Source organism: Pseudomonas sp. BIC9C (assembly GCF_034541995.1).
GTDB classification, from domain to species: Bacteria; Pseudomonadota; Gammaproteobacteria; order Pseudomonadales; family Pseudomonadaceae; genus Aquipseudomonas; species Aquipseudomonas fluorescens_CC.
In genome coordinates this window covers 1-13,160 of the sequence record NZ_JAWDGM010000001.1, presented here as the reverse complement: position 1 = coordinate 13,160, position 13,160 = coordinate 1, and the positions used below count along the sequence as shown (strand labels likewise).

The 13,160-nt window shown below is 57.3% G+C and carries 8 protein-coding genes and 1 pseudogene; 4 read left to right on the top strand and 5 right to left on the bottom strand.

Annotated features, from left to right (window positions below; all coding sequences use genetic code 11):
• Positions 1–7: 7 nt before the first annotated feature.
• From bcsB to bcsQ, 3 genes are read right to left on the bottom strand one after another with little or no spacing between them, the layout of a single operon-like run.
• Entirely contained in the window at positions 8–2,311 is a 2,304-nt protein-coding gene (gene bcsB, locus RS887_RS00045; RefSeq protein WP_322613927.1) for a cellulose biosynthesis cyclic di-GMP-binding regulatory protein BcsB, read from the bottom strand.
• Positions 2,308–4,539, bottom strand: coding sequence for a UDP-forming cellulose synthase catalytic subunit (gene bcsA / locus RS887_RS00040; RefSeq protein WP_322613926.1), 2,232 nt, complete (start codon positions 4,537–4,539; stop codon positions 2,308–2,310). The genes bcsB and bcsA overlap by 4 nt, the downstream gene beginning before the upstream one ends.
• The gene (bcsQ, locus tag RS887_RS00035) at positions 4,536–5,702 is read right to left on the bottom strand and encodes a cellulose biosynthesis protein BcsQ (RefSeq protein WP_322613925.1); all 1,167 of its coding nucleotides are present in this window, start codon (positions 5,700–5,702) and stop codon (positions 4,536–4,538) included. The genes bcsA and bcsQ overlap by 4 nt, the downstream gene beginning before the upstream one ends.
• A gap of 588 nt (positions 5,703–6,290) precedes the next feature.
• Between bcsQ and RS887_RS00030 the strand changes: the two genes are divergently transcribed.
• Positions 6,291–6,602, top strand: a complete 312-nt coding sequence (locus tag RS887_RS00030) for a hypothetical protein (RefSeq protein ID WP_322613924.1) — start codon at positions 6,291–6,293, stop codon at positions 6,600–6,602.
• Between the two features lie 344 nt (positions 6,603–6,946).
• On the opposite strand, the pseudogene RS887_RS00025 reads toward RS887_RS00030, so the two are convergent.
• A pseudogene (locus tag RS887_RS00025) lies at positions 6,947–7,090 on the bottom strand (ubiquinol oxidase subunit II); the annotation flags it as partial.
• Between the two features lie 563 nt (positions 7,091–7,653).
• Between RS887_RS00025 and RS887_RS00020 the strand changes: the two are divergent.
• The gene (locus RS887_RS00020; protein WP_322613923.1) at positions 7,654–7,884 is read left to right on the top strand and encodes a hypothetical protein; all 231 of its coding nucleotides are present in this window, start codon (positions 7,654–7,656) and stop codon (positions 7,882–7,884) included.
• A gap of 179 nt (positions 7,885–8,063) precedes the next feature.
• On the opposite strand, the gene RS887_RS00015 is transcribed toward RS887_RS00020, so the two are convergent.
• A complete protein-coding gene (locus RS887_RS00015) occupies positions 8,064–9,455 on the bottom strand; it encodes an aldehyde dehydrogenase family protein (protein ID WP_322613922.1) in 1,392 nt (463 codons plus the stop codon).
• A gap of 100 nt (positions 9,456–9,555) precedes the next feature.
• Between RS887_RS00015 and ptrR the strand changes: the two genes are divergently transcribed.
• Together ptrR and RS887_RS00005 are read left to right on the top strand one after the other, a co-directional pair.
• Positions 9,556–10,434: a putrescine utilization regulator PtrR gene (gene ptrR, locus RS887_RS00010; protein ID WP_322613921.1), complete on the top strand. Its 879-nt coding sequence runs from the start codon at positions 9,556–9,558 to the stop codon at positions 10,432–10,434.
• Positions 10,435–10,511: 77 nt separating this feature from the next.
• Complete coding sequence (locus RS887_RS00005; protein WP_322613920.1) at positions 10,512–12,716, top strand: OsmC domain/YcaO domain-containing protein; 2,205 nt, start codon at positions 10,512–10,514, stop codon at positions 12,714–12,716.
• Positions 12,717–13,160: the final 444 nt, after the last annotated feature.

Genomic DNA, 13,160 nt, shown 5'->3' with positions numbered 1-13,160 from the left:
GCGCGGCTCATTGGCCAAGACGACGTTTGGCCCGTAGGCGCAGGGCTAGGTAGGCCATCGAAGCCAGCAGCAGGACCCCGAGGAGGGTGAACAGCATGAGCGCCATTACGTTCTGCGAGAGGTACCACTGCAGGTAGCGCAACGGACCCAGGCGCCCGACGTAGTAATCCTGTTCGGCGACCAGCGATTCGACATGCTTGCCCCTGACCACCACCAGGCTGCCTTGCAAATCCCGGGCGTTTTCTTCGCTGCTGAGCAGGGCGTTGGTCACGTCGGCCAGGCCGCCGGGCCTTGTGCCGGCGATAAACACCACGCTGCGCCCACTCTTGAGCGGCGATTCGAATCCGGTCAGATAAGCACTGCCGTCCTCGGCGCTGAACCTGAAGCTGCTGCGCGCTTCTCGCAGATTGGTCTTCGTATCCGGGCTGATCCAGTTGCGCAGGCGCAAGGGCAGGTCAGACAGTTCAAAGTACTGCGCAGCACCTTCGTCCTTGGCCGGCAGAAGGCTTTGCCATTGCTCCAGCAGTGGCTGATTGTTGCCCGAGGCGAGCACCAGCAAATCCCGGTCGCTTTGCTCGGCCACCTGGTCGGCGTGGACCACCTTCACCCCGGTGGCCGGATACCCGGTGGAGTCGCCGAAGCGGCCCAGCAGCGTCAGATAGGCGCTCAGATCGGCCGGGCCTGGCTCGTTGGGCAGGATCACCGATGTTTCAGACAGGTCGGCCATGCGGGTGAACGGGAAGCCACTGTCCTTGAACACTCCGAGGTTGGGCATGGCCATGAAATGTTCGTACTGGCTGAGGTCCAGGGTCGAGTCCGGGTCGATCACACCGCGCATGTTGTCGATGATGATGTCGCGGCATTCGCCCTGTTTGATGTAGTCATACATGAAGCGAAATTGCAGGCGCGATTGCAGTGCGACTGAATTGAGCGGCAACAGCATGCGCGAGGTGCGGGCCAGGCCGTCGTCGGTCTTGAGCATCGACAGCAGGCTGTCGCTGTTGCCGAGTTTCTCGATCGAAGGCAGGTCGATCGACTTGATGAAGGTGTCGTTGAAACTGACCAACAACGAAGAGTTGGTGGAGACCGGTTGCGGCGTATAGCGGTATTTCAGGTCCAGTTGCGCACCGGGCTCACGCCAGTTGAACAGGTCGGGTGGCAGGCGTAGGGCAACCGTCATTTGTCCCGGGTTATATCCCGACACATTGAGTTCCGCAGGCTTCGCCAGTTCACCCAGGCGAACCGGGCGATCGGAGGGCAGCCAGTTTGGCGCGTCGTACGGTTGGCGTGGCTTGAGCGAGTCGATCCGGTCGATCACCACGCTCTGCCCGGAAAAGGCCGAGCCGCCGAGGGCCAGCGCTGTCGCGGCGGCCTTGAGATCGGCACCATCGCGCCCGGAGACGATCAACAGTTTGCCCTGAGCATCATTCGGGTTGCTCACCAGGGTCAATGTCGGCCCCGTGGCCTCTTTGATCGGCAAGCCGCTCAAGGCCGTTGATTCGCTGCCGCTGACGAACACCACCGCATTGCCTTTGGCCGGCAGGCTGGTGAGGCTGGCAGGGAAGGTTGCGCCGCGGTAGCTGGCCAGGGCGCCAAACCAGGACGACAGGATACCGGCGGCTTCAAGCTCAGGGCTGCCCGGGCGCGCGGCGAACACGAAGGGCAGCGTCAGGGGCGAGGCGTCTCGACGATCGAACAGGGGCAGCGGCAGAGCGGACAGGTCGTTGGGTTGTTTAATCGAGGACACCTGGAGGCTCAACTGGCTCTCGTTGCCGATCCTGGCCCACAGGCTGGAGTGCAAAGGGTCTTCACATTGCATCGTGTAGTGACCGATGAACTGCAGGCTGAGCCGATTGAATTCGGTGATGGTCTGCGGCGGAATCTGCACGGTCCGGATCTGCAATTTACCGGCCTCTTCCTTCGGGAGGGGCAGGCTGGCGGCCACTTGATCGTTGATCAGCACGTTGATTTGCGAAAGATCGGCCAGCAGCGCCGGTGAGTAGCTGTACTGCAGTGTGACCTGGGCAGCCGTGACGACTTCATCGGCGCGCACATCGAAATTCACACTGTCGGTAGCCTCCACGCCTTTAAGGGTCATCGAATAGTTTTTGCCCAGTTCCTTGAGGGTGCGGGTATAGCTGTTGCCCGGGGCATTGGTCCCTGGCAACGTTTCGACCAGCATCACCACCGGCTCTGTGGCGCTGATTTGGGTGGCAGCACTCAACGCCCAGCCGCTCCAGCCCATTAGCGAGCAGGCAATCAGCATGAGTGAGCGACGAGGAGGAAAGGTCCGGCGAGTGGAAGGCTTCAAGATCGTTGCGTGTCCGCGGTGGAGTCGATAGGTGATGGCGCGTCCGGGCGCTTGCGCAGCAGCGCCTGGCCGTCCTTCAGGGTTGCAATGAACAGGCGCAGGATGGCGCGCAAGCCAATGCTGCTGACCTCGCGCAACGCCGACATGGGTGCGTCGAGGCGGCCGTTACCCCAGGTATTGGCCCAGGTGTCGGCCCGTGAAAAGGTCAGTCGCACCAATTCACTTTGCTGGCGCAGGGTCAAACCCTCGAATTGCACGCCCGCAACGCCGTCGTTGCTGAAGATCGTTGTTGCGGGAAAGAGGCTTGAAGGCGGCGTGCGCAGAATGCACAGCCGCAGCTTCTCATCGACGCTGAGCTGAACCTGCGGTGGCAGTGCCAGACCCACGCCGTTTTGTGAGAAGTCCTGGGTTTTGCAATCGAACCAGGTACCGTCTTCGCGGTAGACCCGCATGGGCAGGTCAGCGGGCACCCTGGGTTCGTTGCGCACCTGAGAGGATTCAGTGGCCACCGCTATGGCGGTGCTGACGATGATGATGTTGTACAGGGTCCAGGCCAGGTTGATCAGCAGGGTCGTGACCTCCGCCGAATCACTCCCGATCAGCTTCACCACGCCAATCACCAGACCGATCATGTTCAAGGTCAGCAGCACGATGTAAGGCCGTGCGAGCTTCCAGTCGAAATAGTCCTTTTCGATGGTGCCGCCCTTGTCAGTCACGTTGAACTTGCCCAGCGAAGGGCTGATCAGGGCCAACAGTACCGGCCGCATGATGTACCAGGCCAACACCGACTCATACACTTCGTTCCAGAAGGAATGGCGGAAACGCCCCTGGATGGCGGAGTTGGTCAGGTTGGAATGCAAAATATGCGGCAGTACATAGACCGTGACCATCAACGCCGAGGCATGGAAAATCTGCGCGTCGAAAAACAGGTAGGCCAAGGGTGCGGTCAAGAACACCAGGCGGGGCAGGCTGTAGAAAAAGTGCATCATGGCGTTGAGGTAGCAGATGCGCTGCCCCAGGTTCAGTCCTTTGCCAAACAACGGATTGTCGGTCCGAAAAATCTGCGCCATGCCCCGCGCCCAACGTATGCGCTGGCTGATGTGTCGGGAAAGGCTTTCGGTGGCCAGGCCCGCCGCTTGTGGAATGGCGAGGTAAGCGGTATTGAAACCTCGGCGATTGAGCTTGAGTGCCGTGTGCGCATCCTCCGTCACGGTTTCGGTGGCGATGCCGCCGACTTCCTGCAAGTGAGTCCGCCGGATGACCGCGCAGGAGCCACAGAAGAATGCCGCGTTCCACAGGTCGTTGCCGTCCTGCACCAGGCCGTAGAACAGCTCACCTTCATTGGGTACCGAGCGAAAGGTATCGAGGTTCTTTTCGAACGGATCGGGTGAATAGAAGAAGTGCGGCGTTTGCAGCAACGCCAGGTTCGGGTCCTTTAAAAACCAGCCCATGGTGATCTGCAGGAAGGAGCGGGTGGGCACGTGGTCGGCGTCGAATATGGCGATGAACTCGCCATCGGTGACCTTGAGTGCCTCGTTGAGGTTGCCGGCCTTGGCATGTTGATTGTTGTCGCGGGTGATGTAGTTGACACCAATCTGCTGACAGAAAGCCTTGAATTCCTCCCGGCGTCCGTCATCAAGCATGTGCACCCGCAGTTTGCCCTCGGGCCAGTCGATGGCCTGAGCGGCGAGTACCACCAGTTTGACGATGCCCAACGCTTCGTTATAGGTGGGAATGAAGACATCCACCGTCGGCCATTCAGCGGGCGGTTGTTGCAGAAACTGCGGTTTGCGGTGCAGCGGCCAGGCGGTCTGTACGTAGCCGAAGACGAGGACGAGCAAGGCATACAGCTCGGCCAGCACCAGCCCGTAGCCAAATACGGCATCCTGCCAGTTGTCGAAGCCCAGGGTGTCGGTCAGGCGCCAGTACATGTAGCGCAGCGAAGCGATCAGCGAGAGGGTGATCAGGGTCAGGATCGCCAGACGCCCGGCTTGCTTGCGGATGATCAGGCTGGTGGCGAAACAGACGGCGGCAAACGCGGCCTGGGAATACAGGTTCAGCGGCGCAATGAGGATACCCAGCACCAACAATGCGGCGATCAGCCCGGCCGAGAGCTTCAGGCCTTGGCGCCAAAGCAGGGGCCATCGACTGACGCGAGCCTGGAAAGTATCCAATAGCTTCTCCAGCCACCACGCCTTCGCGGGTGCCTGATTCAGCCGGGCGGTCATGGCGTGCCCTGCTGGCTGGAATCATCCGCGCAAAGCAGTGCATGGACCGCGCCTGACAGCGAGAGAATGTCCTGGCTGCCAATGCTCTCAGGTGCGTACTGCAGCAGGTCCCGACCATAGGCCAGTGACTCGTTGAACTGGTGATCGAGGCGAATCGTCCCGATCAGGTTGGCGCCGAGCCGCCGCCGAAACAGCACGCCCATGTCCCTGCAGAACGAACGCGAGTCATCCCGCTGGTTGAGCACATAGCGCTGCCGCTGCGCGCGCCGTCGGCTGGTTTCCAGCCACTGGGTCATGGTGTCCAGTGCCAGGTAGGAGGCCGCGTCGGCCACCGTCATCACCAGTACCAGATCGGCGGCATCGAGTGCCTGTTGCGAATAGACGGTCGCACCCGAAGGCGTGTCCAGGATCACGGTATCGTTTTCGCTGAGGTTCATTGACGCCAGGTGCTGATTCAACCAGTCAGAATCCTCAAGCATCAACTGCTTGAGCAATCGGCGATCGTTCACCTCGCCAGTGCCGAAGGGCAGGCATTCGCTGTCGCCAAAGCCCGACAGGCGATGAGCGCCCCAGTCGGCGTCCTGCTCTTTGAGCTGGATCAGCCCGGGAACCTGCCGGGTGATACCCAAGTGGCTGGACAGTGCGTTCTGAGGGTCCAGATCAATCGCGATGGTTCGCCCGCCAGGGCGCCGAAGTTTTTTTGCGAGGCCCGCGGCGACGGTGCTTTTACCCACCCCACCATTCGCCGAAACGATAGCAATGACCTTCGCCCTGGTCCGCTTGCGAGTCATTTCTGGCAGACCGTCTCGACGAACCTGGTTGAGTTCGCGCAACAGGTCACTCAGTCGTTGACGGTCACCCGTAGCAGAGCTCGCAGATGGCTTGGTCAGGGGAGGGGATTTGGGCGAAGGTTGCGAAAGGGCAGCATTCTTCACAGGCTCGACCGGCGCGCCAATCAACAAAGAAGGCTGTGGCGCGTCCAGTAGAAACACAGGGGATGTTAGTGTTTGGGGAGGCAAGACCACCGACGGTTCTGGCTCGGCCAGCGCTGGTGTAACCGGGTCGTCTTTGAAATCTTTGTAGTTCGGTTGTATTTCCTGGTAGCTCTCCGCATTGGCGCCAAAACGTGTAAAGAGTTTCGCAATATCGTCTACATATTTCATGCGTTGTACCAGGAATGAAATAGCTCAGAAACTCAGCATTTCATTAACTTCAAAAGTTGATGCGTTGTCTGGATGTTGGCAGAGTGCCACTAATTTAGGGTGTCTGAATATTAGTGTCAACGATTGTTATAATAAGTCAGCGATGTTTATGGGGGCGATCTGAGTGTTATCAAGGTGTTATGTCACTCGTGGAAAGTTTGAGTGTTAGAGTGCGCCCAATAATGACTGTCCAATGAAGTGTAATATGACGATAGGTAATGGGTGTGTTTGTCGTGAGAAATAACTTGCGGCGCTATGGCGTTTGAGTGTTGATCGACTTCGATGGTTTTATGCCGGGTTATGTATTAAAGAGGTTGGCTGATATTTTTTTAAGGCGTAATGGTAGTTTAAAAATAGTATTTTTCCGTTGTTGCCAGGTGTCGAGTTATGGGCGCCAGGTTGCGAAAGCAGCAATGGAAGTACGCGGTCCCAGTTGGCAGGTTTTCGCTGAGAACTCGACACCGCCTCCTGCCATTGCTCGAAATCGTGCCGCTCGCCTGGCACCTGTCTCAGCAATCAGGCATCGCCCTCCGTGTCCGGAGGCGACAGGTGGAGATTCCAGGTTTTGGTGTTCAGCTATGCTTTCAGCACTTTGTTCAAGAAATGGATTTCCCTATGAGCAGCGTAAGAAAACCGACAGAGCGAGAAATCTCCGATGCCCTGGAACTTAGCGAAAGCGAGGTTGCGTTGTACGTTGCAGAGGTAGAGGAAAAGGCCGATGGGTCGGGGCACTGGATCTTTTTCAGTGTGTCAACGCCTAACGACATACTGTTCTGGCTCAGGGTCGGTAACAGCCTGACGCTTGAAACAGATGCCATAAACCTCCTCTGGACAAAACAATCACCGAGTATTGCTCGTTAGGTCTCCGGGATTGCGCGCCAACTCGGCCACGTTCCCGGCTGCTCGAGGCGTTCGCCTCCGAAATTAACAATAGCCAATTACCAAAGTTGTCCTTCTACAGGTATTGTGATTTTCATATATGTGTTGAAATAGTAATGCAAATAACTATCAACTACAGGTTTCGACAATACCAATAGGATGATTTGATTTTCTACCAGACTCGTCAGAGCGCCCCGAGGGTCAATTCCATCGCCAGTGCAGTGGACAACGCCAGCGCAATCAGCAACGCGATAAACATTAGGCTCAACTGAGCGACCTGCTTATAACGGGGTATCGGCCTATTCGTGATTCGAGCAATTGATTTATTAGTTGAGGCCATCACCAATCCTCACTTTTCTGGGGAACACGTAATAGCTGCAGAAGGTGTACGTCAGGATCACCGGCAGGATGAACAGTACCAGGCCGATGTAACCGAGGAGCATCAGCACCAGGGTGAACACAAACGTCCAACAAGGTCCGCAAGGCATCCAGCGGCATGGCATTGGCGGTGGTCAGGGTAAGGTGCATTGGACAGCGCAGGCTTGACCTGAGCAGCAAGGCGACGGAGCCGCATGGTGGCGTTGCGTGTTTCATGTTTCACCCCTCCCGTCATGCCGAATCTGGCAAACCCCGTCGTCACCTTGGTGGCCGGGACGACAGCTATTGCGGGTACGAGGGGCAGTGCAACTAATGAGCCATTTCAACGGGGCGAAAAAAGTTCAACTTAATTAATAAACTGCTTCTGGGCGTTTCGAGCCAGAGAAAGGTTGAGTGGGGAATATTCCTCAAATCAGGTGGTAAACGCTCGGTGGGGTGGGTGTAATGCCCCATTTATGGAGACAGTAGCGGCCCTGTTGCACCGACCGCTCCTGGTAGGGGCTGCGTGCCTTGAGGCGACAGCTTTTGGATTGCTGTACTTCAAAAATGAATCATTGAGTTACCGAGTGGTCATAATTACGGTTGAATACTGCCCGGATGAAATTCTCGGAGAGTGACAACCGCCTCTGTAGCTCTGACCATTCAGGACGTTCAAATGAAGCGCGCAGTAATGATGATCTTGGCCATTTCAGGTTCGCTCTTGCTGGGAGGCTGCGGCCCTCACTGGGAAGACGGAGGGCGGTACGGCCGAGATTATGATCATGATTATCGTCGTGGATACGACCAAGGGAATGACGATGATCAAGGTTATAATCGTCGATATGATCGTCGCGACTATGATCGCTACCACCGTCAGTATCGCGACCGCGACGACAGAGACGATTGATACTTTTATCGTCTCTTTCAGGGCGGATGATTTCCGCCCTGATCCCTCCTGCTCATTGAGCTAGTGCTGTTTCTGTAGGAGCGAGCTGGCTCGCGATGGTCGTTAACGATAATGATGGCTGCCTGGATAAACACGGCGCCCTCACGTCCATCGCGAGCCAGCTCGCTCCTACAGAACCCTTAGTGCCGATCCAGCCAAACCGTTTGTGCATTACAGAATTCGCGCACCCCGAAATGCGAGAGCTCCCGGCCGAAGCCACTCTTCTTCACTCCACCAAAGCTGACACGCGGATCGCTGGCGCTGTAGCCGTTGATGAACACACCGCCGGTTTCAAGTTCGCCGGCCATCTGCCGGGCAAGTTCGACATTGCGCGTGAAGAGGGTGGCGGTGAGGCCGAATTCACTGTCATTGGCCAGTTCCAGCGCATGGGCTGCGTCTCGGGCCGTGATGATTGAAGCCACAGGACCAAACAATTCCTGTTTGAATGATGTCATCTGATCGGTCACGTCGCCGAGTACAGTGGGCTCATAGTAATTGCCGGGGCCTTCAGCCTTCTTCCCACCCATCAGCAATGTCGCGCCTTCTTCCAGTGTGTCGCGTACCTGTTGATCCAGTTCGGCGCGCAGATCGAAGCGAGCCATCGGGCCGATGTAGGTGTTGCTGGCTAGTGGATCACCGACGACCAGTTGTTGGGTGGCCTCGACGAACTTGCGGGTAAATTCCCGGGCAATGCCTTGCTCGACAATCAGGCGTTTGGCGGCGGCGCAGACTTGACCGGTGTTCTGATAGCGCCCGATCACGGCGGCTTTTACCGCCTCATCGAGGTCCGCGTCGTCGAGCACGATAAATGGATCGGAGCCCCCCAGTTCCAATACACATTTCTTCAGTGCTGCTCCAGCCTGAGCACCGATGGCCATGCCCGCACGGACGCTACCGGTGAGGGTGACAGCCGCGATACGTGGATCGGCGATCGCCCTGGATACACCCTCCGGCGTGACATTGATGACCTCGAAAACACCTTCAGGAAAGTCCGCTTGCTTGACGGCTTCCAGCAGCAAATAGGCGCTGCCCATGACGTTTGGCGCGTGCTTGAGCACGTAGGTATTGCCGGCGAGCAGGGTGGGGACCGCACCGCGCAGGACTTGCCAGATGGGGAAGTTCCACGGCATGACGGCGAGAATCGGGCCGAGCGGGCGATACTCAATGCGTGCCTTGCCGCCTTCAACCAGGGTCGGCTCCGGGCTCAGCATGGCGGGGCCGTGTTCGGCGTACCACTCGCAGAGTTGCGCGCATTTTTCAATTTCACCGCGGGCCTGAGTGATCGGTTTACCCATTTCCCGGGTGATCATGTTCGCCATGCCCTCTGCATTGTTGTGCAAGGCCTGGCCAAGGTTGATCAAAAGCCGTGCGCGTTGTTCAACCGGTTTGCTGCGCCAGCCACGAAACCCGGTAGCCGCCCGCGTCAGCGTGGCCTGCAATGCTGAATCGGATTCGAAAGGGTACTGGCCGATCTGTTCGCCGGTAGTCGGGTTGATCGAAATGGCATGGGTAAGGCTGGAAACGTTGGTCATGGCACCGTCCTGCAAGGTGGGGATGTGCTCAGGTTATGGGGGTATATGTTTTATGGAAACTGAATAATACTGAGCATAACGTTCACGATTGGAGAATGACTTGGATCTGGTTCAGCTGGAAATTTTCAAGGCTGTCGCCGAGCACGGCAGCATTAGCGTGGCCGCCCAGCATATCCATCGGGTGCCATCGAATCTCACGACCAGAATCAAGCAGCTTGAGCTGGACTTGGGGGTGGACCTGTTTATCCGCGAGAAGAGTCGCCTGCGCCTGTCCCCGGCCGGCTGGAGCTTTCTGGATTACGCTCGACGCATTCTCGACCTGGTTCAGGAGGCTCGCGCCACAGTCGCGGGTGAAGAGCCACAAGGAGCATTCGCCCTGGGGTCGCTGGAAAGTACCGCAGCGGTACGTATTCCTGAGCTATTGGCCGCCTATAACCAGAAGCACGCCAAGGTCGAACTGGATCTGTCCACCGGCCCCTCCGGGACGATGATCGATGGGGTGCTGTCAGGACGGTTGGCCGCTGCATTTGTCGATGGTCCGGTGTTGCATCCGGCGCTGGAGGGGGTACCTGCATTCGAGGAGGAAATGGTCTTGATCGCGCCTCTCAATCATGACCCGATTCTTCGGGCGAAGGATGTGAATGGCGAAAACATCTATGCATTCCGCTCCAACTGTTCCTATCGCCATCATTTCGAAAGCTGGTTCGCCAATGGCGCGGCGGTGCCCGGCAAGATTTTCGAAATGGAGTCCTATCACGGCATGCTGGCCTGCGTCAGCGCCGGTGCCGGCCTGGCGCTGATGCCTCGCAGCATGCTCGAAAGCATGCCTGGATGCACGACGGTCAGCGTCTGGCCGTTGTCGGAGTCGTTCCGCTATTTACGCACCTGGCTGGTGTGGCGCAGGGGGACGGTGTCGCAGAGTCTGACGATGTTTGTGCGCTTGCTTGAGGAGCGCGGGGTGGTGTTGGTCGAAAAATAGTGGAAAGTTAACGGTCCGTGCTGAAAAACCGGATAATGGCGGCCAAATCGTATAGCTCGTTATTCTGGTAAGCACGCATGGAAATCAAGGTCAACTTTCTCGACAACCTTCGACTTGAGGCCAAGTTCGACGACTTCACGGTGATTGCCGATCAACCCATTCGCTACAAGGGCGATGGCTCGGCACCGGGACCGTTCGATTACTTCCTGGCTTCGTCGGCGTTGTGTGCGGCGTACTTCGTGAAGTTGTATTGCGAAACCCGCAATATTCCCACCGAAAATATCCGCCTGTCGCAGAACAACATTGTTGACCCGGAAAACCGCTACAACCAGATTTTCAAGATTCAGGTCGAATTGCCGGCGGACATCTCCGCCAAGGACCGTCAGGGGATTTTGCGCTCCATCGACCGTTGTACGGTAAAGAAGGTGGTGCAAACCGGGCCTGAGTTTGTGATTGAAGAGGTCGAAAATCTCGACGCCGATGCCCAGGCGTTGCTGATGCCGCACTCGACTGGCGAGGCGGGCACCTACATTGTGGGCAAGGACCTGCCACTGGAGCAAACCATCGCCAACATGTCGGGCATCCTGGCCGACCTGGGCATGAAGATTGAAATCGCTTCGTGGCGCAATATCGTTCCCAATGTGTGGTCACTGCATATTCGCGATGCGCACTCGCCGATGTGTTTTACCAACGGCAAAGGCGCGACCAAAGAAGGCGCGCTGGCATCGGCACTGGGCGAGTTTATCGAGCGGCTCAACTGCAACTTCTTCTACAACGATCAATTCTGGGGCGAGGACATCGCCAACGCGGCGTTTGTACATTACCCGGACGAGCGCTGGTTCAAGCCTGGCCCGAAGGACGAACTGCCGACTGAAATCCTCGACGAGTACTGCCTGAAGATTTACGACCGGGACGGCGAGTTGCGTGGCTCGCATCTGTACGACACCAACTCCGGCAACACCCAGCGCGGTATTTGCTCGCTACCCTTTGTGCGCCAGTCGGACAATGAGGTGGTGTACTTCCCGTCCAACCTGATCGAAAACCTGTTCCTGAGTAATGGCATGAGCGCCGGCAACACGCTGGCCGAAGCGCAGGTGCAGTGCCTGTCGGAAATCTTCGAGCGCGCGGTGAAGCGCGAAATCCTGGAAGGCGAAATGGCCCTGCCGGATGTGCCGCAGGAAGTGCTGGCCAAGTACCCGGGCATCCTGGCGGGTATCCAGGCCCTGGAAGAGCAGGGCTTCCCGGTGCTGGTCAAGGATGCGTCGCTGGGCGGGGAGTTCCCGGTGATGTGTGTCACCTTGATGAACCCGCGTACCGGTGGCGTATTTGCCTCGTTCGGCGCGCACCCAAGCCTGGAAGTGGCGCTGGAGCGCAGCCTGACGGAACTGCTGCAAGGCCGCAGTTTTGAAGGCTTGAACGATCTGCCTCAACCGACCTTCGAAGGTCAGGCGGTGACTGAGCCTAACAACTTCGTGGAGCACTTTATCGATTCCAGCGGTGTGGTCTCGTGGCGTTTCTTCAGTGCCAAACCGGATTTCGAATTCGTTGAGTGGGATTTCTCCGGTCAGGGCGAAAACTCCAATGTTGAAGAGGCCGCGACGTTGTTCGGCATTCTCGAAGACATGGGCAAAGAAGTGTACATGGCGGTCTATGAGCACATCGGCGCCAAGGCCTGTCGCATTCTGGTGCCGGATTACTCGGAAATTTATCCGGTAGAAGATTTGATCTGGGATAACACCAACAAAGCGCTGCAGTTCCGCGCCGACATCCTCAACCTGCACAGCCTGAGCAAAGTCGGCCTGAGAACGCTGGCCAAGGGGCTGGAAAACAGCGAGCTGGATGATTACACCGACATCACCACCTTGATCGGCATCGAGTTCGACGACAACACGCCTTGGGGCAAGTTGACGATCCTGGAGCTGCGCCTGCTGATTTATCTCGCCTTGCAGAAGTTTGATCAGGCGAAGGATCTGGTGGAAGCCTTTTTGCAATACAACGACAACACCGTCGAGCGCGGCTTGTTTTATCAAGCTGTGAACGTCGTGCTGGAAATGCAGCTGGACGATGATCTGGAACTGAGTGATTACGAAGCCAACTTCCGCCGGATGTTCGGTAACGAGCGGATGGACGCGGCGATAGGGTCCGTGGATGGCAGTGTGCGTTTCTACGGTCTGACGCCGACGAGCATGAAACTGGAAGGGCTCGACAGGCACCTGCGCCTGATCGACAGCTACAAGAAATTGCACGCGGCGCGGGCCAGCGTGGCGGCTTTATTCAGTTGATGGCGATATCAAAAAAGCACCTTGGGTGCTTTTTTGATTTTTGGCGGCCAGTCAATCATCTTCCCGTGATGCTCTCGTTTTTTTGCCTATGTCATGGGCAATGGCAGTCGATGAGGAGGTCCTTCTATATAGAAGGAGCGTTTTGGCTCCTCTATCAAGCTCAAACAGGGAGGGGCCGGTGCTTTCTGCAAGTGATTGATAGAAAACCGGAATCAGTGCTTGACGGCAGATTTCAGATCTCTATAATTCGCCCCACTTCCGGCGCAGTCGAAACGGAAAACTCCTTGGAAAACAAAGAGTTATGCAGGTTTCGGCAGCAGGTTGCTTCAGGTCATCGAAGTCGAAAGGAAGTTGAAAAAGAGGTGTTGACAGCAGCGTGTAACGCTGTAGAATTCGCCTCCCGCTGACGAGAGATCGAAAGCGCAAGTGGTTGAAGTTGTTAAG

Excerpts from the sequence above, each read along its gene's own strand:
- RS887_RS00005 (WP_322613920.1), top strand. The coding sequence starts at position 10,512 with ATGGAAATCAAGGTCAACTTTCTCGACAACCTTCGACTTGAGGCCAAG.
- bcsA (WP_322613926.1), bottom strand. The coding sequence starts at position 4,539 with ATGACCGCCCGGCTGAATCAGGCACCCGCGAAGGCGTGGTGGCTGGAG.
- bcsQ (WP_322613925.1), bottom strand. The coding sequence starts at position 5,702 with ATGAAATATGTAGACGATATTGCGAAACTCTTTACACGTTTTGGCGCC.
- RS887_RS00020 (WP_322613923.1), top strand. The coding sequence starts at position 7,654 with ATGAAGCGCGCAGTAATGATGATCTTGGCCATTTCAGGTTCGCTCTTG.
- RS887_RS00015 (WP_322613922.1), bottom strand. The coding sequence starts at position 9,455 with ATGACCAACGTTTCCAGCCTTACCCATGCCATTTCGATCAACCCGACT.